Annotated in this window: 19 protein-coding genes and 2 pseudogenes; 12 read left to right on the top strand and 9 right to left on the bottom strand. The window is 30.2% G+C overall.

What is annotated here, in order from left to right:
* Positions 1 to 9 precede the first annotated feature (9 nt).
* Together glgP and AGR56_RS09915 are read left to right on the top strand one after the other, a co-directional pair.
* Positions 10 to 1,083 (top strand): alpha-glucan family phosphorylase, encoded by a 1,074-nt coding sequence (gene glgP, locus AGR56_RS09920; protein WP_347460453.1) that lies wholly within the window; start codon positions 10 to 12, stop codon positions 1,081 to 1,083.
* 210 nt (positions 1,084 to 1,293) lie between these two features.
* Complete coding sequence (locus AGR56_RS09915) at positions 1,294 to 2,817, top strand: alpha-amylase family glycosyl hydrolase (RefSeq protein ID WP_053242118.1); 1,524 nt, start codon at positions 1,294 to 1,296, stop codon at positions 2,815 to 2,817.
* A gap of 139 nt (positions 2,818 to 2,956) precedes the next feature.
* Here AGR56_RS09915 and AGR56_RS22755 read toward each other — a convergent pair whose 3' ends face one another.
* From AGR56_RS22755 to AGR56_RS09885, 8 genes and pseudogenes are all read right to left on the bottom strand, one after another.
* The gene (locus AGR56_RS22755; RefSeq protein ID WP_198150018.1) at positions 2,957 to 3,124 is read right to left on the bottom strand and encodes an amylo-alpha-1,6-glucosidase; all 168 of its coding nucleotides are present in this window, start codon (positions 3,122 to 3,124) and stop codon (positions 2,957 to 2,959) included.
* The gene (locus tag AGR56_RS22750; protein ID WP_278279692.1) at positions 3,121 to 4,080 is read right to left on the bottom strand and encodes an amylo-alpha-1,6-glucosidase; all 960 of its coding nucleotides are present in this window, start codon (positions 4,078 to 4,080) and stop codon (positions 3,121 to 3,123) included. Before AGR56_RS22750 ends, AGR56_RS22755 begins: the two co-directional genes overlap by 4 nt.
* A gap of 192 nt (positions 4,081 to 4,272) precedes the next feature.
* Positions 4,273 to 4,907: pseudogene (locus AGR56_RS22745) on the bottom strand (glycogen debranching enzyme N-terminal domain-containing protein); the annotation flags it as partial.
* An 11-nt stretch (positions 4,908 to 4,918) separates the two neighbouring features.
* Complete coding sequence (locus tag AGR56_RS22740; protein WP_278279604.1) at positions 4,919 to 5,443, bottom strand: alpha-amylase family glycosyl hydrolase; 525 nt, start codon at positions 5,441 to 5,443, stop codon at positions 4,919 to 4,921.
* A 41-nt stretch (positions 5,444 to 5,484) separates the two neighbouring features.
* Positions 5,485 to 6,651 carry a glycoside hydrolase family 13 protein gene (locus AGR56_RS09900; RefSeq protein ID WP_278279603.1) on the bottom strand — a complete coding sequence of 389 codons (1,167 nt, stop codon included), beginning with the start codon at positions 6,649 to 6,651 and terminating at the stop codon, positions 5,485 to 5,487.
* A 178-nt stretch (positions 6,652 to 6,829) separates the two neighbouring features.
* Positions 6,830 to 7,777 (bottom strand): sugar ABC transporter permease, encoded by a 948-nt coding sequence (locus AGR56_RS09895; protein WP_231016668.1) that lies wholly within the window; start codon positions 7,775 to 7,777, stop codon positions 6,830 to 6,832.
* Positions 7,777 to 8,703 (bottom strand): sugar ABC transporter permease, encoded by a 927-nt coding sequence (locus tag AGR56_RS09890; RefSeq protein ID WP_053242115.1) that lies wholly within the window; start codon positions 8,701 to 8,703, stop codon positions 7,777 to 7,779. The genes AGR56_RS09895 and AGR56_RS09890 overlap by 1 nt, the downstream gene beginning before the upstream one ends.
* Before the next feature lie 351 nt (positions 8,704 to 9,054).
* Positions 9,055 to 10,257, bottom strand: a complete 1,203-nt coding sequence (locus AGR56_RS09885) for a maltose ABC transporter substrate-binding protein (protein ID WP_053242114.1) — start codon at positions 10,255 to 10,257, stop codon at positions 9,055 to 9,057.
* 448 nt (positions 10,258 to 10,705) lie between these two features.
* Between AGR56_RS09885 and AGR56_RS09880 the strand changes: the two are divergent.
* The 8 genes and pseudogenes from AGR56_RS09880 to AGR56_RS09860 all read left to right on the top strand — a co-directional run bounded on the left by AGR56_RS09880 (position 10,706) and on the right by AGR56_RS09860 (position 15,623).
* A pseudogene (locus AGR56_RS09880) lies at positions 10,706 to 10,949 on the top strand (ATP-dependent Clp protease adaptor ClpS).
* A gap of 2 nt (positions 10,950 to 10,951) precedes the next feature.
* Complete coding sequence (gene clpA, locus AGR56_RS09875; protein ID WP_053242113.1) at positions 10,952 to 13,204, top strand: ATP-dependent Clp protease ATP-binding subunit ClpA; 2,253 nt, start codon at positions 10,952 to 10,954, stop codon at positions 13,202 to 13,204.
* A gap of 46 nt (positions 13,205 to 13,250) precedes the next feature.
* On the top strand, positions 13,251 to 13,385 hold the full coding sequence (locus AGR56_RS22735) for a CPC_1213 family protein (RefSeq protein ID WP_157055732.1): 135 nt from the start codon (positions 13,251 to 13,253) through the stop codon (positions 13,383 to 13,385).
* 88 nt (positions 13,386 to 13,473) lie between these two features.
* Complete coding sequence (locus AGR56_RS21765) at positions 13,474 to 13,614, top strand: ATP-binding cassette domain-containing protein (protein ID WP_242851394.1); 141 nt, start codon at positions 13,474 to 13,476, stop codon at positions 13,612 to 13,614.
* Positions 13,615 to 13,702: 88 nt separating this feature from the next.
* Entirely contained in the window at positions 13,703 to 13,930 is a 228-nt protein-coding gene (locus tag AGR56_RS21760) for a hypothetical protein (protein ID WP_242851393.1), read from the top strand.
* Positions 13,931 to 13,932: 2 nt separating this feature from the next.
* Positions 13,933 to 14,103 (top strand): hypothetical protein, encoded by a 171-nt coding sequence (locus AGR56_RS21755; RefSeq protein WP_242851392.1) that lies wholly within the window; start codon positions 13,933 to 13,935, stop codon positions 14,101 to 14,103.
* Position 14,104: 1 nt separating this feature from the next.
* Complete coding sequence (fetB, locus tag AGR56_RS09865; protein ID WP_053242112.1) at positions 14,105 to 14,875, top strand: iron export ABC transporter permease subunit FetB; 771 nt, start codon at positions 14,105 to 14,107, stop codon at positions 14,873 to 14,875.
* Positions 14,876 to 14,894: 19 nt separating this feature from the next.
* Entirely contained in the window at positions 14,895 to 15,623 is a 729-nt protein-coding gene (locus AGR56_RS09860; RefSeq protein WP_084756937.1) for a DUF554 domain-containing protein, read from the top strand.
* A 187-nt stretch (positions 15,624 to 15,810) separates the two neighbouring features.
* Here AGR56_RS09860 and AGR56_RS09855 read toward each other — a convergent pair whose 3' ends face one another.
* A complete protein-coding gene (locus tag AGR56_RS09855; RefSeq protein ID WP_053242111.1) occupies positions 15,811 to 17,478 on the bottom strand; it encodes an Ig-like domain-containing protein in 1,668 nt (555 codons plus the stop codon).
* Between the two features lie 263 nt (positions 17,479 to 17,741).
* On the opposite strand from AGR56_RS09855, the gene AGR56_RS21750 reads away from it, so the two are divergent.
* Together AGR56_RS21750 and AGR56_RS09850 are read left to right on the top strand one after the other, a co-directional pair.
* Complete coding sequence (locus tag AGR56_RS21750) at positions 17,742 to 17,957, top strand: hypothetical protein (RefSeq protein ID WP_242851391.1); 216 nt, start codon at positions 17,742 to 17,744, stop codon at positions 17,955 to 17,957.
* 61 nt (positions 17,958 to 18,018) lie between these two features.
* Positions 18,019 to 20,997 (top strand): helicase-related protein, encoded by a 2,979-nt coding sequence (locus AGR56_RS09850; RefSeq protein ID WP_242851390.1) that lies wholly within the window; start codon positions 18,019 to 18,021, stop codon positions 20,995 to 20,997.
* The last annotated feature ends 6 nt before the right edge of the window (positions 20,998 to 21,003 follow it).

The following is a 21,003-nucleotide window of genomic DNA, read 5'->3' as shown; positions in this document are numbered from 1 at the left end:
AGGGAAAAAATGGATTCAGGCTTATCCTTTGATGCTGCTGTAGAAAAATCAAAAAATGAAATTGTATTTACAACTCATACTCCTATAGTTCAGGGAAATGAATCACATACCATTGATAGATTAATGTATATGGGAGCAAATAACGGCTTAACCATTGAACAGCTAGTGTCTCTTGGAGGTTCTCCTTTTAACATGACTGTAGGAGCTCTTAGACTTTCAAAAATTTCAAATGCAGTTGCTCAGCTTCACAAAGAAACTGCAAACAAAATGTGGAAAGATGTTGATGGAAGATCTGAAATAATAGGAATTACAAATGCTATTCATCTTCCAACTTGGGTAGATGAAAACATGATTTCTGCTGCTAAAAATGACGATAAAGAAGCTTTATGGAATGAACATATGAAAAATAAAGAGGCCCTAATAGACTTTGTCTATGAAAGAAATGGAGTTAAACTTGATAAAGATGCCCTCTTAATAGGTTTTTCAAGACGTGCTGCTCCATACAAGAGAAGTGATTTATTATTTACAAATAGCGATATAGTTGATCCACTGCTTAAAGAAGGAAAAATTCAAATAGTATTTTCAGGTAAAGCACATCCACTTGATGATGTAGGTAAGGAAATTGTTGAAAATTTGGTTAAATTCTCAAAGAAATATCCAAATTCAGTTGTATTCTTACAAAATTACGATATGACAATTGGAAGAATGCTTACTCACGGTTCTGATATATGGCTTAATAATCCAAGAAGACCTCTAGAAGCTAGTGGTACATCTGGTATGAAAGCTGCTATGAATGGTGTTCTCAATGTAAGTATTCTAGATGGCTGGTGGCCTGAAGCTTGCAAAGACGGTATTAATGGATGGCAATTTGGTGACGGCGTTGAATCTGAAGATATAAAGTTCATCGACGAGCATGATTCAAAGGCATTGTATGATGTGCTAACTAATAAAGTAATTCCTACTTTTTATTCAGACAGAAATAAATGGATTGAAATGATGAAAAATAGTATTTTATCTACTAAAGATTATTTTTCTGTTAAGAGAATGCTTGACGAATACTATTCAAAGATGTATGAGAAATAATAGTATTTCTAAATACAAATATAAACGGGGTTTGAGCAATAGCTCATTATCCTTCTAGAAAAAATAAAGGTACTTTTAATAAATAAATCTTAGCTAAAATCTAAAAAGGCTAAGATTTATTTAATTTTATTTAAATTGTCCCTTTAACACTGTTACTTCTCTTGATCGTAAATAGTTACTTTTGTTTTAACTATGTAAGGAGGAATATTAATGGGTAATAAACTAAAGCTAGTTTTTATAATTTTGATTACTTCCATTCTATCTTTTTCATTGAATAATAAGGTCAATGCTGCAAACAAGTCCACAAAGATCACAAGCGACGATATGATCTATTTTATAATGACTGACAGGTTTTGCGATGGAGATAAGAGCAATAACTACGAAGTTGACACATCAAATCCTTCAAAATACCATGGTGGGGATTTTCAAGGAATAATAAACAAACTAGACTACATAAAAAATTTAGGTTTTACTACTATTTGGATTACGCCAGTAGTTAAAAATGATACCGATGGTTACCATGGATACTGGGCTACTGATTTTTATAAGACAAATGAGCATTTTGGCTCAATGGCAAAGCTAAAAGAACTGGTAAATAAAGCTCACCAAAAAGGTCTAAAGGTTATTTTTGATATAGTCGTAAACCACACAGGTGTTAATCATCCATTTGTAAAAGATCCTAAAAAAGCTTCCTGGTTTCATGAAAATACACCAATAAGCGATTTTAATAACCAAGATAATGTTGAAAATGGCTGGCTTTCAGGGCTTCCAGATTTAGACCAAAACAATCTAGAAGTAAAAAACTATCTAATAAATATGGCAAAGTGGTGGATTAAAGAAACCAATATAGATGGTTACAGGCTAGATACTGTAAGACATGTGCCAAAAAGTTTTTGGAAGGACTTTACATCGTCAATAAAAAAGGATTACCCTAACTTTTATTTTATAGGGGAAGTAAATAATGGCAGTTCAGCATATATTCAAAGTTATGAGGAAACAGGAATAGATGGTTTTGTTAATTTTCCAGCCTACTACACTATAAATTCCGTTTTCAAAGGTCTTAAACCAGCCTCTGATTTAGCCAATTCCATAGATCAAGATGATATATATACGAATAGAAATTTAATGGGAACTTTTGTAGACAATCATGATGTTCCAAGATTTATAAATGACGTTACAGACCTAAAAAATGAGAGATTAGAAGGTGCTATTACCTTTATGATGACCTATACTGGTATTCCAGTAATGTACTATGGTACCGAAATTGGAATGGACGGCGGTAATGACCCAGATAACAGAAGAATGATGGATTGGAACTCTAAATCTTCAATTACTAAATACGTAAAAAAGCTTACTTCAATAAGAAAAGCCAATCCAGCCTTAACTAAAGGAAATATTGAAGTTTTATCCTCTTCTGATAATACCATATGTTATTTAAGAAAATACAATAATAATATCGTAATAGCTGCTTTTAATACATCTGATAAACCTCAAGAAATATCTTTTGATTTACCTAAGGATGATTACAACTTTCTTGATTCTCTAAAAGATTTACTTTCAGAAAAAAGCTATAAAATTTCTAAAGGAAAAGTATCTTTCACTATAAAGCCAATGCAGTCATCTGTACTAACCTTAAAAAGCAATTTAATATATCTATGCACAGCTGCAGCGGCATCAATTATAATTATTTTTGTAGTAACCATTGTTATATTAAAAAAAATTGCAAAGCAATAACTAATTTTCTGCCTAAAAAGAAGGCGAAAAACTAATATTAAAGGGCTTTAACTTACTCTGCTCGTTAAAACCCTTCACTTATTTTGCTTATCAATATTTATATTTAGTACAACAGCCTCATTTTTATATATAGGAATATCTATTCTTTAAGAATGCATTCTAGATAAACCCTAAGCACTTCTCCAACACTCCATGCCTGTGCATAACACGCCTTAGGTTCATATGGAGAATCTCCGTCAAAAATTTCTGAAATGCTTCCAATACATCTATTCCTTAAATGATCATAAAATGGTTCTATTAGCTTCATACAAAGTGCCTCATCTTCATACCATTTTTTACGGAAGAAATAAGTGGTCCCATAAGCCATCCCCATACAATTCCTTGATGATATGAAGTATCTCGCTTTAAAACATCTCCAGAATATATGCCAATATACTGTTTATCTTCCTCTTCAAGACTTCTTAAACCATACGGAGTATATAACCTTCCTAAAGCAGTTGATACAGCTCTTTTCGCCTTTTCCTCATCCACAGCTGTATATGGAAGACTAAGAGCAATTATGCCATTAGGTCTTATTTGATCATTATTATAGTCTTTACAAATGTAATCATAAAAATAGTTTTTCTTGTGGTTCCAAAATTTCTTTATAAAGCTGCATTCTATTTGTTTCTGAAGTTTACCGTAAAATTCGCATGAAATATTGAATTTTTTGCAAAGTTCCTTGTAAATACAAACTGCATTATACCAAAGGGCATTTATTTCTACAGCTTTTCCATACCTTGGAGTCACTGCAAAATCATTTATTTTAACATCCATCCACGTTAATTGAGTATCTTCGCTTCCACCACTTAAGAGACCATCCTCTTTATCCATTTTTATGCCATACCTTGTACCTTCTACGTGTTCTTCTATTATATTAGTTAAAACACTAAAGATATTGTTTTTTATAAATTCATAGTCACCAGTATATTCTATATACTTATACACGGCATTAAAATACCATAAAGAAGCATCTATTGTATTATATATTGGCTCAGCATTGGTATCTGGAAACATATTAGGAACCAATCCATCCTTTACATACATTGCAAAAGTCATTAGAATTTCTCTAGCTTCTTTAAACCTGCCAGTGCAAAGTGTAAGCCCGGTAAAAGCTATCATTGTATCTCTTCCCCAGTCTGTAAACCATGGATATCCTGCTATTATTGTAGCTTTACCTGTAGACTTTCTTTTTACTAAAAATTGATCTGCTGCTAGTGCCAAGGTTTCACTTAGTTCATCCCTAACCTTTAGCTTAGATAAAATGCATTTTTTTCTCTTTTCTTCTAACTCAAAATAATATTTTCCATCAACAACTTCTATGCTCTCTGTTGACGCGATAATACTAAACTCTCCCTTTTCATAAGGCTTAAGCTTAAATTCAAAATATCCTGGAATAAAGTGATTATCGTAATCTAAAAGTCCTCTTTCCTTTTCATTTATGTAAAACATATTTTCATACCATTTTTCATGTTTTACATAAACTGCTTTATCGGACTTTAGATTAAGTTTTAAATCATTTATATCAAATGAAATGATTACACCATGCTCATCCGTATTTTGCATACACTTAAGCGCATAAGCTTTAGTATTTTCATGATGATCTCTGTTATTTACCAGCGCCTCCACCTTCATTGTAAATGGTTTATCATTATTTATAATAGAGTAATTTATAATTGTAGTATTTTCACCATATTTCATAGTGATTTTTTGCTTATAAAAACACCATCTACAACAAAATTTTGCACTGGAAAATATTTATTTTCAAAACTAACTTGGTTTATATAGCCATCTTCTATAGTACCATCAATTTTTTCATTTGAGTATATAATATATTTTTTGTCACCTAAAAATACTGTTTCATCAAGCTTTGATAATAAAACTCTTCTATCTACTGGTGGATTTATTGATGCTACAAGAAGGGCACTGTATTTTCTTATATTCGCTCCACATATAGTACTGCTTGAATATCCACCTATTCCATTTGTAATAAGATATTCTTTTGATATAGATGTATCAAAATTTTTTAACTCATTTTTTCCAAATCTCATGTTATAATCTCCTATTTTACAACCTTGAGTATTAAATATTCATTAGGCTTAACATCAATGCAATCATTTATTGAGATCTCTTCTCTTGAAATTAAATTATGGCATTTTAGATTGCCTATTTTCAAGTTCACCTTATGAAATTCATCACTATTATTAAGAATTACAATTATCTCTTCGCCTTCTAATACTCTCTTAAATGCCAAAACATTGTCATATTTATACAAACTCATATATTCTCCATATACTAGAGTTTTCTCTTCCTTACGAATTTTAATAAGCTTTTTATGCAAGTCTAAAAGTTCATTGTTTTGCTTATCTTCATCCCAAACCATGCATCTTCTACAATCAGGATCTTGTTCTCCGGTAATTCCAACCTCATCTCCATAATAAATATAAGGCATGCCAACATAGGTAAACTGAAATACGACAGCTAAAAGCATTCTTTCAATTTTTTCATTAGCCTCATATAAGAATCTTGGAGTATCATGGCTTCCTATTAAATTAAACAAAAGCAGATTGATCTTTTTCATATACATAACTCTACTTGAAGCAAGCTGATTATCAAAATCTTCTGCTGTTATCTTTCTCTTAGCAAAAAATCCACACTTAAGTTCTTAAAAGGATAATTCATTATACTATCAAGTTGTTCTCCCTTTAGCCATGAACATGCTTCATGCTGTATTTCTCCAACAATAATTGCATCTGGATTTGCCTTTTTTACTGTTTTTCTAAATTCTCTCCAAAAGCTGTGATCAACTTCATCACATACATCCAGTCTCCAGCCATCTATATTAACTTCTTTAATCCAATACTCAGCAACTTCAAGTAAGTATTTTTTTACTTCTTCATTTTCAGTATTAAGCTTAGGCATAGCAAAAATTTCATTTGCAAAAGTAATATAATTTACCTTTTTAATATTTACAGGGTATTCGTTTATAAAAAACCAATCCTTATACTTTGATCTTTCTCCATTTTTTATAACATCCTGAAACGCAAAGAAGTCGTGCCCACAATGGTTAAATACAGCATCAAAAATAATTTTTATATTTCTTTCATGACATTTTTGCACTAATTCCTTAGCCTTATCTACGTCTCCAAAAGTATCGTCAATTTTGTAATAATCTTTGGTATTATACTTATGATTTGTTGAAGATAAAAATACAGGTGTAAGATAAATAAGATTAATTCCTAAATCCTCTAAATAGTCTAATTTATCTATAATTCCTTTAAGATCTCCACCGAACATTGAACTTACTGTAGGTTTCTCTCCCCATTTAAGTACATTCTTTGGATCATTGCTTTTATCTCCATTGCAGAATCTATCCGGCATTATCTGGTAAACTATTGAATTCTCTGCCCATTTTACTCCTTTATAAACATCAGCAGAATTTAAAAAAGGAAATTGGAATCCCCACTGTTCAATTGGATCTTTTAATTCTGAACAAAGTCCTTTTTCATTTAAATATACACTATTACCTGTTTTATCAGTTAATTTAAACATGTATCTGTATCTTTTATCTTGAAGATATATAGTAGTTTCGTAAAAATCAAAAAGTTCCGTTGTTTCGCTTAACTTCATTTTTTTTACATCATATTCTTTTTCCCAGTCATATCTGCTCTTGTAATATACCTCACACTTATTGATATCATTTTTCGCTGTTCTAACTCTTACTATTAAATTGTCATCATCTACACCATATACATATGGTGGTTCTACTACGTGAAATATTGCATACTTATTCATTTGTTATCCTCCTTATCGCATGTAAAAAATTAATTAGATATAAAAATAATGCAACACAATTCAATTCACAATGCACATTTTACAATGCGTAATTAATGCTAATTTTTCACCTCAATTGTGCATCATACATTGTGAATTGGTTACGTCACATTATTATTTGACTCCGAATATTAAACCATTAGCCTTTAACAGCTCCTGCTGTAAGTCCACTTTCAAGGAATCTTTGCAAACACAAAAATAATATTACTTGAGGTACAGAACCAACAACAGCTGCAGCTGCAAATTGAGTCCAATGCTTATTAAATGCATTATCTATAAAATGTTGTAGTGTAATTGCAACTGTCCAGTTAGCAGAATCCGAAAGTCCTGAACTTGAAATTGCAAACTCACTATAAGCACCTATAAATACCAAAAGAAGTATAACTGCGAACATAGGTTTTGATAATGGAAGTATTATCTTAGTAAATACTTGCCAATGTGTGGCTCCATCAACCATAGCAGCTTCATCAAGTTCTTTTGGTAGGCCGTCAATGAAACCTTTCATAAGCCATATATTAAAGGCACTACCACCTGCTAAAAACAGTGCAACTACCCATATTTTGTCAATACCATTTATTGTAATCAACATTACATATACTGCTGATACAGTCATTATCATAGGAAACATTTGTACAATAAGTAAACTCATAAGTCCATATTTTCTACCCTTAAATTTCATTCTAGAAAATGCATATGCAGAAGTAGCAGTCATAAACATTTGAGCAACACATACAACTGTACATAGTTTCAAACTATTAATAATGCTTCTTCCAAAATTCATGTCATCACCTAATGAACCATCAAAAAGTGCCTTGTAGTTATCAAATGTAATTTGCTTTGGAAAAATTGAATCACTAAAAAATGCATCTCCCTTTGAAATTGAAGCTCCAATTATAAATAATATAGGATATAAGGCACATAAGATGAAAGCCCAAATTACAATCCTATTTATCCACAAATCTCTTTTTTCAGAGGGAGTCAAATGATGTTTATAGCTAAGTTTACTCTGTTTAACATTGTTTTGTTCACGAACATTTACATTATTCTTATAAACAAGTTCGCTTTGGCTTGAATTACTCTTCATCATTAATCAACCTCCTTAAATTGTCCACTTAATTTCATCTGGAAGAAACTTATAGTACCTATTACTATAAATATCAAAACAGCCAACGCAGCAGATAAATCATATCTATAAAGATTCATTGTCATCTTATAGGATGCACTGGCAAGTATATCTGTAGTACCAGCAAATCCCGTATCTGGTCTTGCTGGAAGACCTTTAGTAAGCATGTATATATTTGTAAAGTTATTAAAATTCATTGCAAATGAAGATATAATAAGTGGAAAAGATGATGATGCTAAAGATGGCAAAGTTATTTTAATAAATCTTACAAACTTTGAAGCACCATCCATTTCAGCTGCCTCATAGTAAACATCCGGAATTGCTGTTAATGCACCAAGACAGGTATTCATCATATAAGGAACAGTTAACCACACACTTACCATTATTATGGATATTTTAGCAAGTGTAGAATTTGAAAGCCATGGTATTCCAGTGTTTATAATATGAAGACTTTTTAAAAGTTTATTTATTGCACCATAATCTTGATTTAAAATTCCCTGCCAGGAAAGTACTGCTATAGTACCTGGAAGGGCCCAAGGCAATACCAAAATTGCTTTATAGAATCCTCTTTCCTTCATGTTCTTGTTACTTAATGCAATTGCAGCGATTAATCCCAAAAAATAACTTATTAAGCAAGTACCTCCTGCAAATATAAGTGTCCATGCAAATACTGGTAAAAAAATAGGTTTTAAATCTCCAGTAAGAACGCTTATATAATTTGAAATTCCAACAAAGCTCCAGTTATCCATATGGTTTAAACTTTTATTTGTAAATGATAATACAATTGTATATATAATAGGTATAAAAGTAAGAAATATCATAGATATAATTGCAGGTGCCACATATAAATAAGGCTTTATTTTATCGTGAGTTAAACCTTTAGGTTTCATTTTCATAACCTCCATTTTAAAGAAATTATACTAAAATAAGAATAATGGGCATGTCCAGTCTCTTGTATTATAGAAGTACATGATATCTTATTCTAGAAGTATATGAACATATGCGAGGCTTGAGATAAATCTCATTATTTTTCTAGCACTACTTAAAGTATGTTTAAACATTTTATTCAAATTCCACGTTCTAATTAGTCATAATTCTTAATTTCTCCGTGTTGCTGATAAAATGCTCTTTTTATGTTCTAGAAAGATAATGGGCTTACGCCCAAACCCCGCGTATTATAAAAAAGTTCCGATATCTAATTCTAGAAGGATAATGGGCTTACGCCCAAACCCCGCGTATGTTTAGTTTGCCATTGTTTTTATTCCTTTAGTTACATTATCCTCCATAGCTTTTGCTGCTGCTTCTGGAGTTGATTTTCCAGTAGCAAGTAATTGAAGTGCATTTTTTGCTGGATCCCAAACTGCTGATACTTCAGGAACATTAGGCATTGCCTCAGCATTTTTAGCTTGCTCTAAGAAAGCTTTAGAATTTTCATCAGTTACCTGTATTGACTTTTTAGCTGGAAGTCTGTTTCCTACCTTTCCAAGTGCAGTTAAATTCTCATCCTTTTGAAGGTATTTCATTAAATCCCAAGAAAGTGATTTATTCTTTGAATTTTTAAGAACCATTCCAACTTGAACTCCCATAAGTGATTTAAAATCTTTACCATCTACTTGAGGAAGCTTTACTATTCCAAAATTTACTCCGGCTTTCTTAAGTGGATCAACATCCCAAGGTCCACTAATATAAAGGCCAGTTTTCTTACTTTGGAAATCTCCCTTAGCTATATCACCAGTAATACTAGATTTCATAAATCCATCTTTAAATAAATCATTAATTAATTTTAATCCTGGAATTGCTTGAGTTCCTAATCCAACATCCTTAGTATCTAAAGCTCCATTGTTATTCTTAAACATATATCCACCTGTTGAAGAAATCAATCCATATGAATAGTAGAAGTTTGTTACATCATATTCAAATCCAACTTGCTTTGCTTGTGTTATTAAGTCATCCCAAGTTTTAGGTGGATTCTTTACTTTATCCTTATTATAGAATAATGCATATGTTTCAGTGAAGAATGGAACTCCATACTGTTTTCCTTGATATTTACCAGCATTCACAACGCTATCACTTAAATAATCGCTGTCATTTATAGTTCCAGAAGGTACCTCATCCAATATTCCTGCTTTAACGAAAGCACCAGTATTATCATGAGCAATTCCTATCATTACATCTGGAGCTTTTGGACTTTTAGCTACAACAACAAGTTTATTAAACTCATTTGAGTCTTTTGAAACTTTAACTTTATTTCCTGTCTTTTTAGCCCAGGCCTCACATTCTTTTCTAAGTTCTGGTATTTCAGGACCATCTAAATGTGACCATACAGTTATAGTCTGTCCAGTTTTTTTACTTGAAGTACTTGATGATGAACCACATCCAACTAGTGTAGTAGCTACTACCATAGTAGTGAGCACAGAAGCAATTACTTTTGCATACTTTTTCATTTTAATTTCCCCCTTAAAAATGATATATATTAATTATTTCATGCAACCGTTTGCAGTACATTATTATTATATAGTTTATTTTTTCATTAGTCAATAGCTTTTGATAACGTTTTTATATTTTTTTATAAGTATATTTATGTATAATAAATATACTTTGTGTCGCATATGACATTTTATTCATTATTATTCCAGCAAACGGTTTCCCAAAGTAATTTTAGATAAACCTACAAAAAAATGAGGCTGTCGCACTAAAAATTGTTAAATCATGATTAATAAATATTGCGAATTAATTGGAGTTAAGGGTTTTAACTCGCTTTGCTCGTTAAAAGACTAACTTTTTCACTTATGTGAAAAGTGAAGGGTTTGACGTAATATGGAGCTGTTCTTATGTCAGGTGAAACAAAAATTACAAGAAAAAAACAATTTGATGAAATAAAAAAAGCCTAGGATGTATAAAGTAATAATATATAATGATGATTATACTACTATGGATTTCGTAGTAGAAGTTTTTGGTAAGCATATTTTCAAAAAATGTTCCTGAGGCAGTTAAAATAATGTTTAGTGTACATAAAAAAGGAAGCGGAGTTGCAGGAATATATTCCTATGACATAGCGGCTACTAAGATTAAACAAACTCAGAATATGGCAAGTAAAAATGGATATCCGCTGAAGCTGACCATGAAGGGGGCGTAGTTATGAGATTTGATGATACTTTAGATGAAATTATTACAGCAGCATATAGTGAGGCAAAATATGATATGCACAAATATTTTACTCCTGAGCATATACTTTATGCCTCTCTATTTTATGATGATGGCATAAAAATAATAAAAAATTCTGGAGGTTCTGTAGAGGAATTAAAAAAGGAGCTTGAGGATTATTTTTCAGCTAATATTGAAAAACTAGATAAAGGGGAACCAATACAAACAGAAGGAGTTCAAAATATAATTAATTCTGCAGCAAAACATGTTTTCTCAAGTGGAAATGAAAGTATTACTATTGGAGATATATATGTAGCAATTTATGATGATGAAAATTCTTTTGGAGGATATTATTTAAAAAGACAAGGCATTACTAGAATAAGCCTTCTTAATTATATAACTCATGGAATTTCCATTGTTAATGATAAAATTAACAATTCATATGAATATAGTGATAATGATGAGGAATATTATGCATATGATTACTATGAGGAAACTGATAAACCTATTTCAAGTAATTTTATTGATAATATAACTGAAAAAGCAGCTAAAGGACTTATTGACCCTGTTATAGGAAGAGAGGATGTTATTAAAAGAACTCTTCAAGTTTTGTGTAGAAGAAGAAAAAACAATCCTATACATGTTGGAGAGCCCGGTGTTGGAAAAACATCCATTACAGAAGGTATAGCTGAATTGATTGTAAAAGGTCAAGTGCCAAATGTATTAAAAGGGAGTAAAATATATGCTCTTGATATGGCAAGTATGGTTGCAGGTACAAAATATAGAGGAGATTTTGAAGAAAGAATAAAAAAAATATTAAGCGATATCGAAAAACAAGATAAGCCAATAGTATATATAGATGAGATACATACTATAATAGGAGCTGGTGCAGTTTCAGGTGGCTCAATAGACGCATCTAATATATTAAAACCATATCTTGTTGGAGGTAAAATTAAATTTATAGGCTCTACAACCTATGATGAGTATAAAAAGATATTTGAAAAGGATAGAGCCTTATCAAGAAGATTTCAAAAGATTGACGTTAAGGAACCAACCGTAGAGGAGACTTATGATATTTTAAAAGGAGTAAGAGAAAGATACGAGGAGTACCACAATGTAAGATATACTGATAGTGCGTTACAGGCGGCAGCAAAGTTTTCAGCTAAATATATAAACGATAGATTTTTACCTGATAAAGCAATTGATGTAATTGATGAATGTGGTGCGCTTTCTCAGATGGGCAGAAAAGATGAAAATGTTATAAGTATAGATGTAAAAGACATAGAAAATGTAATTTCCTCTATCTCCGGTGTACCTGTAACAGAGGTATCAGAAAATGAAATTGAAAAGCTAAAATCTTTAGAAGGTACTTTAAAACAAAATATTTTTGGTCAGGACAGTGCTATAGAGGCCGTAGTTAAGGCTGTAAAACGATCTAGAGCGGGTCTTAATGATGAGGCTAAAACTATAGCTAATTTGCTATTTGTAGGTCCTACAGGTGTTGGAAAGACAGAAATAGCTAGAAAGATATCAGAAGTACTTAATATAAAATTAATAAGATTTGACATGAGTGAGTATCAAGAAAAGCATACTGTAGCAAGACTAATAGGTTCTCCTCCGGGATATGTTGGATATGAGGAGGGTGGACTTTTAACAGATGCTATAAGAAAAAATCCATATTGTGTATTGCTTCTTGATGAAATAGAAAAGGCTCACCAAGACATTTTAAATGTTCTTCTTCAGATAATGGATTATGCAACCTTGACTGATACTTCTGGAAAAAAGGCTGACTTTAGAAATGTAATACTTATTATGACTTCAAACAAGGGTGCAGTAGGGGTTGGCAAAAATATAATAGGTTTTGGACATAGAACTGTGGGTGGAGAATATATAGATAAAGAAGTAAACAGGTATTTCTCACCTGAATTTAGAAATAGATTAGATGATATAATAGTTTTTAATGAAATGAATTTACAAATGGCAGAATTGATAGTAAAAAAAGAATTTAAATATTTAAGGGATAAACTTAATTCTAAAAATATAGAAATCGAAATAACTAATAAGTGCATTGAATGGATAGCTGATAAAGCGCTTAATTCAAAATACGGTGCACGTGAAATAATTAGAATTATAAAAAAGGATATAAAATCATATTTTGTAGATGAAGTTTTGTTTGGAAAACTTTCTGATGGCGGGAAAGCAATAGTCGATGTCATTGATGATAAAATTCATATAGTAGAGGAATAAAAAGTCATATGAGAGGGAAACATACTAATAGAGAGGTGTGTTTTTAATGAACAACAAAATGAATAAGACGCAGAATGATAAAAAAGAAGATGGAACATTTAAAAAGAAAAATATAAAACACGATCCAAATGCCGAAAGTGCAAGAGCTAAATTTGATTCAAAAGGTAGAAGTGAATACTGATAAAAATTACTACAGTAAAGTATAAATGCTGTAGTAATTTTTTATTTTAATGATAAAATATAGAGTATAAACAAAGGATGTGAATGTAATGGATGAAATATTATTTAAAGCGAATAATATTGTTTATAAAGAAAATTTGACTTATGACAATGTAAAAATTAAAAGAGGTAAAGTTAATTTTATTGTAGGGGAGAGTGGAAGCGGCAAAAGTACTTTTTTTAAAAGCTAATTAAATCATACTATAAGCCAGTATTAGGTGAAATATTATATAAAGAAAAAAAGTAGAGGAATATGATCCTATTTCTTTAAGACGTGAAGTGAGCTTGGTTTCTCAAGATCCTTTTCTTTTTGATGAGAGTATTCTAGATAATTTTAAAACCTTTTATTCTTTGAGACAAGCACCTATGCCAGAAGAAGATTATATAAAATATATTACTGAACTTTGTTTTGCAAATGTTCCTTTGAAGCAGAATGCATCCACGCTTTCTGGTGGAGAACGTCAAAGGGTTTACATATCAATTTTTTATCTTTATGCCCCAAAGTAATATTGTTAGATGAACCAACTTCAGCATTAGACGAAAAAAATAGTTATAGAGTAATGAGAAATATAATAAATTTTTGCAAAGAAAAAAATATTGATATAGTAATTGTAAGTCATGACAAGAGTATTGTAGAAGAATTTTGTGAAAATAAAATTGAAATAGTAAAGAGGCGATAATATGCATGGAATAGTTAAACTTAGTATTTTTAGATTTTCACTTATATATTTATTATTACTTATTGTTTTATTAATAATGAAAAAATCAAAGGTTAATAAGACGAAGCTTCTTATAGTTGCAAGCTTAAGGATGTCAGTTCAACTTGTAATTGTAGGATATATACTTCAATACATATTTGGCAATCCCAATCCTTTATTTACGATAGCTTTTTTAATTGTTATTATAGCATTTTCTATCAATAGAGTAATTAAAAGTAGAAAAGATTTAAACCGTAAATTTAAAGTTGCAATAGGAATTTCTTTAACATTCCCTGGACTTTTTGTATTGTTTTTCTTTGTAGGTGTAGTGGTTAACAAATCCATATTTAATCCACAATACACTATATCTTTAGCCGGTATGATAATTGGAAATGCCATGACAGGAGTAAACATTGCAATAAAAACTTTTATGGAATCTATTGAAAGAGAAAAAAATAAAATTAATACACTGCTCAACATAGGTATAGAACCTAAGGATATTTTAAAGCCTTTTGCTAATAGCGCTTTGGAAACAGCATTAATTCCTACCCTTAATTCAATGCTTGGAATGGGAATTATATTTTTACCAGGAATGATGACAGGACAAATGTTATCTGGTACGCTTCCTACAACAGCAATTATGTATCAAATAGCTATTATGATTGCGATTTGCACTTCCGTTTGTATAACAGTATTTTTATCTTTAAATTTAGGATATAAATCTTTATATAATAGTAGAAAACAGTTTTTATAAGTAAAAAGGAGGCTATTTTGTGAGGGGATTAGGTACTATTATAAATACAACAGCTGTAATCATTGGAAGTGCTATTGGTATGTTTCTTAAAAATGGAATGAAACAGAAAATGCAGGATATTTTAATGCAGGCATGTGGTGTCGCTACAATATTTATTGGCATTGCTGGAGCACTTCAAGGAATGATTACTATAAATAATGGCAGAATAGAAACAAAGGGAACCATGCTTTTAATTTTTTCACTCGTAATAGGGGGATTTATCGGACAAGTATTGGACATTGAGAAGTGGCTGGATACTTTGGGTGAAAAAATTAAAACTGTAGCAAGAATAAAAGAAGACAACCAGTTTGTTGAAGGTTTTGTTAATGCATCGCTTATTATCTGTATTGGAGCCATGGCTATAGTTGGTTCAATACAAGATGGTCTTAAAGGAGATTACTCAATGTTAGCCGCTAAATCTATTTTGGATTTTGTTATAGTTATAATTCTTGCTTCTACTCATGGATTTGGGGTTATGTTTTCTGCAATCCCAGTTTTCGTTTATCAGGGAGGCATTACATTCATTACCATTCTTGCAGGACCACTTTTAGGAAAGGTACTTATTGAAAACTTGTCTTTTGTAGGTTCAGCATTGATTTTTTGTGTTGGTGTAAATATTTCTTTCGGAAAAAAGTTCAGAGTAGGGAATATGCTGCCGGCCCTTTTAGTTCCTGTGGCTTATGAGGTGATTTTAAGTTTTATGAGGTGATGAGTATATGAGTGCTCTTGAAAAAGCTAGTGTGGAAAATAATCCTGGTGATTTTGTGAAAATTGTTGAGGAAGCTGTGAATAGAAGTATAGATACGTATTTGTATATATTAAAATAAAGTATTGTTTTTGTAGTAAAAAAGATATCTTTTACATGATTATATTGCAAAAGATATCTTTGCAATATATTATTTTATTGTGAAATTCATCTTTACATTTTGACTTAAAGTTTTACCGTCAGCTGATTTTATATCTTTTATCCAAAGTGTATATGCTTGTCCAGAAACATAGTCTTTTACCGGTATAATTGATATTCTGTTTTCAGAACCTTGGTTGCAATAATAAAACATAGGTAGTATGTTATTTTGAGAATCTGTAACATAAATATTTTTTTCTTTAACAGTACTAATATCAATCTTAGTACTAAAGTTAACATCTAAGACTTTATCTACTGGCTGATCATATTTTGTATCTAAAACTTTATAATCAGTATTATCTTGAGGAAGTACTGTTATATCTAAATTATCCTTTAATCCTTCATATTCAACAGATATTGTAGCTTTTCCTGAATTTCTTGAAATAACATTTCCATCACTAATAATAGCAACATTTAAATCTGATGTACTCCAGTTTGCGTCATTATACTGTATCTGCTCAGACGTACCATCATCATAGTATCCCGTCAAAGATATATCAGATTTTTCACCATAATTTAAAGTTGTTTTACTAGCATTAATTTTTATTGAAGCAAGTTTTTTATGTGGGATAGATGATAAATCATATAAATAAGGTCCTACAGCGAGTATATTATTATCTTTATTAAAATCTGCTGTAGCAGTACTTGGTTCGGGTTCATAAGTACGATTAGTTTCACTTAATTCGGCAATAGGTTTCATGGAATCAGCATCATAAATAACACCATCAATATAAAGCATTTTATCGTCATTTGAAATTTTATAAGAACTATGTGCACAATCGCCCTCACTAATTTGGTAGGAATTTGTTTGGATATTGTTATAATTATTATCAACATCAAACATAAATATTTTTTTATCATAAGAGTATTCTCCAAGATTAGTTGATGAATTAATGCAAATTAATTTTTTGCCATCTTGAGAAAATTCAATTGTATAATAAGTTTCGTCAGCATATTGACCATAGCCATTATATTCCTCATCAAAATCTTTTATATTAATGTTTTTTATTTGTTCACATGTAATAGAGTTTCTTATATTAATGATTCCATTATTTAAGCATACTGCTATTGTGTTGTTATTTTTATTATACGCTATAGATGTTGGCTTATCACTTAAATCTATTTCTTTTAACTTATTACCAGTATCTACGTCGTAAAATGATAATTTGTAATTATGATTAAAATAATCACAATTAACACAATATAATGTTTTCCCATCATTGCTTATTTCTGCATCTAAAGTGTTTGTATTTTCACAATATTCATTTATATTTAAAGTGTATAATATTTTTGATGATTTAATATCAATCAATCTTATTTTGGTACCATCTAAAGTAAATATTTTTGAGCTGTCAGGTGTAAATATAATTTTGTTGATTTCAAAATAACGATCATTTATAGTCTTATCAGAAAATTTTAAATCCATTAGTTTTTCTGTAGTTTTAGAATCCCATAAAGTTAATTTTCCGTAACCACCTTCTGCTAATAAGCTTCCATCTGGACTAAATTTTGCTGAATATGTGCTGTCTACTTCTGATGTTGTAGCATAAGGTTCTAATGTAATTGGCTTATTTTCTTCTGCAAATGCAGTATTTGGAGCAATGACAGCTGCAGCTAGTAATACAAATATACAAACTAATAAATTGTTGATTTTTTTCATTTGACAAATCCCCCTTTTCATTTACAATTAATTATACTATTTTACATAAGTATACTCAACATAGATGTATTAACCAAAAGGGATAAATTATCATAAAATGTATTAAGTTATGACACACAACATATTAATATAGAAGATTATAGCATGCTTAAAGAAAAATATTGTTTCACATATGTTTGAATTTATCAATATAACGTGTAAAATAGTAATTATGAGGATTATTTTGAAAAATTATTAAAGGCTATTAGATGGGGTGAGGGAGAATGCAACAGCCTAAAATATTAGATAACAAGCAATTTGGTAAAGTAGGGGATGAACTTAAGAGTTGCATAAAAGGTAATTCAAAATTATCAATAATATCAGCATATTTTACTATTTTTGCTTATAAAGAATTAAGTAAAGAACTGAATAAAGTTGATGGGGTAAGATTTTTATTTACTGAACCAACTTTTTGTAAAAAAGAAAAAAGAGCTAGTTAGAGAATATTTTATAGATAAAACACCAGAACATAATATATCAGGAAATGAATTTGAAATTAAAATGAGAAATGAGTTGAATCAAGCCAGTATAGCAAAGGAATGTGCTGAATGGATTAAGAATAAAGCTGAATTTAAATCATTAAAAAAACCAAATCCAGCACAACAGAGGCTTATATATGTGGAGAACGAAGAGGATGATACATCAATAAATGGAACGGTTGACTTTACTACAGATGGACTTGGTTTTTCACCTTCTAATAGAATAGACATGAATATGTGTATGTATGGGAAAGAATATACAGCTCAATTTCTTGCAATGTTTAATAATATATGGGAAGACGATAGCTTAGTTGAAGATGTAAAAACAAAGGTATTAGAACAAATGCAGCTTATATACAAGGAAAATACACCTGAATTTATATATTTTATAACGCTTTACAATATATTTAAAAATTATTTGGGTGAGATAACAGAAGAAAATATAGTTAAGACGAAAATAGGATTTAAAGAAACAGAAATTTGGAGTAAACTATACAAATTCCAAAAGGATGGGGTTATAGGTGCAATAGATAAAATCGAAAAGTTTGGTGGGTGTATTATTGCTGATTCTGTGGGACTTGGAAAAACATTTTTAGCATTAGCAGTAATAAAATACTACGAACTTAGAAATTATAGGGTACTGGTCTTGGCTCCTAAAAAGTTAAGAGAAAACTGGACAATATATACTTTGAATGATAAAAGAAATATTTTATTAAAGGATAGATTTAATTATGATGTATTAAACCATACTGATTTAAGCAGAGAAGCAGGTTATTCTGGGGAAATCAATTTAGCAACTATAAACTGGAGTAACTATGATTTAGTAATTATTGATGAATCTCATAACTTTAGAAATAATGATGCTAGAAATGAAAAAGTAACAAGGTATTCTAAATTATTAAATGATGTAATTAAAAGTGGTGCTGAGACAAAGATATTGATGTTATCAGCTACACCAGTAAACAATAGAATGAACGATTTAAAGAACCAAATCAACTTCATTACAGAGGGGCGTGATAACGCTTTTCAGTCAGAGGGAATAACAAGCATTGAGCTAACACTTAGAAAAGCTCAACAAGTTTTTAATAAGTGGACAGAATTAGAAGAAAGTGAAAGAACCTTAGATAACTTTATAGAAATGATGAACATGGATTATTTTAAGCTTCTTGATACTGTCACTATAGCAAGATCAAGAAAGCATATTGAAAAGTATTACGATGTAGCTGAGATTGGAAAATTTCCAACAAGATTAAAACCCATAAATATTAAATCAAATATCGATGCAATGAATGAATTTCCTAGTTTAGAACATATAAATAAGGTTATTAGAAATCTTAATTTGAGTACATATGCTCCGCTAAAATATGTTCTGCCTGAAAAGAGAGCAGAGTATGATAAAAAGTATGATACTTCTGTAAAAGGTGGAAAATCTGTATTTAGACAGATAGATAGAGAACAAAGTTTAGTTAGTTTAATGAGGGTCAATATTTTAAAAAGAATGGAGAGCTCTATTAATTCTTTTGGTATAACTATAGCAAAGCTTTTAAAGCAAATAGATTATACATTGGAGAAAATTCAAAAAGAACAACTTCATTATGATACCTCTTTAAATATAAATGATATTGAAATTGACGATGAAAGATTAGAGAATTCGTTAATAGGAAATAAGGTTAAGGTTCTTATTCAAGATATGGATATTATTAGGTGGAAACAAGATTTAGAAGATGATAAGAATAAATTAGAAGAGCTTATTTATCCTGCTGCTAAGGTCGTTAATAATAGGGATGATAAACTTAATAGTCTTATAAAAATTATAGAGCATAAGATAACTCATCCACTGAATGGGGAAAATAAGAAAATCATAATATTTTCAGCTTTTGCAGATACAGCGAAATATTTATATGACAGTTTATCTCCATGGATTAAAGAAAAGTTTAAATTGCATACAGCATTAGTTACAGGCTCAGGAGACAATAAATGTACTCTTGCAGGTGTAAATAAAAAGGATTTAAATGCGGTATTAACAAATTTTTCGCCTAGATCAAAGGATAGAAAGCATATTTTTTCAGAAATTAAAGAAGAAATTGATATATTGATAGCTACAGACTGCATATCTGAAGGTCAGAACCTGCAGGATTGTGATTATTTGATAAACTATGATATTCACTGGAATCCTGTTAGAATAATTCAAAGGTTTGGTAGAATAGATAGATTAGGTTCTAAAAATGATAAGATACAATTAGTTAACTTTTGGCCTAATATGGAACTTGATGAATATATCAATTTAGAAGCTAGAGTAACTGGAAGGATGATGCTTTTAGATGTTTCAGCAACTGGTGAAGAGAATATTATTGATAACAGTTCAAAAGCTAGTATGAATGATTTAGAATATAGAAAAAAACAATTAAAACAGCTACAAGATGAAGTTGTAGATTTAGAGGATATATCTGGTGGAATATCTATAACGGATTTGACTATGAATGATTTTAAAATGGACTTAATGGAATACATGAAAAGTCATAATGAAGAACTAGAAAAAGCACCATTAGGTATGTATGCAGTTGCTACATTAGATGATTGTGATATGAAAGATCAAATAAAGCCTGGAGTTATATTTACATTAAAGCAAGTAAATAACAATGAAAAACCAGAGGAAAGCAATTCACTTTATCCTTATTATATGGTTTATGTTTATGATGATGGTATAGTAAAATATAATTACATTCATGCAAAAAAAATATTGGATTTTTATAGAAAGCTATGTTCAGGTAAAAATAGAGTGTTACCAGAAGTAGTTAAACTTTTTAATGAGGAAACAGACAATGGGAAAAATATGAAGAAGTATTCTGGTCTTTTAGAAGAGTCTATTGATAATATAATAGGCAACAAAGAGGAAAAGGGAGTTGCATCACTATTTACTAAAGGTGGAACTACCATACAAAAGAGCTTTTTTAAAAGCATTGAAGATTTTGAATTAGTATCATTTTTGGTGATAAAATAGGGGGAT

The organism is Clostridium sp. DMHC 10, assembly GCF_001270375.1.
Taxonomy (GTDB): Bacteria; Bacillota; Clostridia; order Clostridiales; family Clostridiaceae; genus Clostridium_S; species Clostridium_S guangxiense.
Note: the sequence above shows the minus strand (reverse complement) of the source record. Positions and strands in the feature narration are given on the sequence as shown.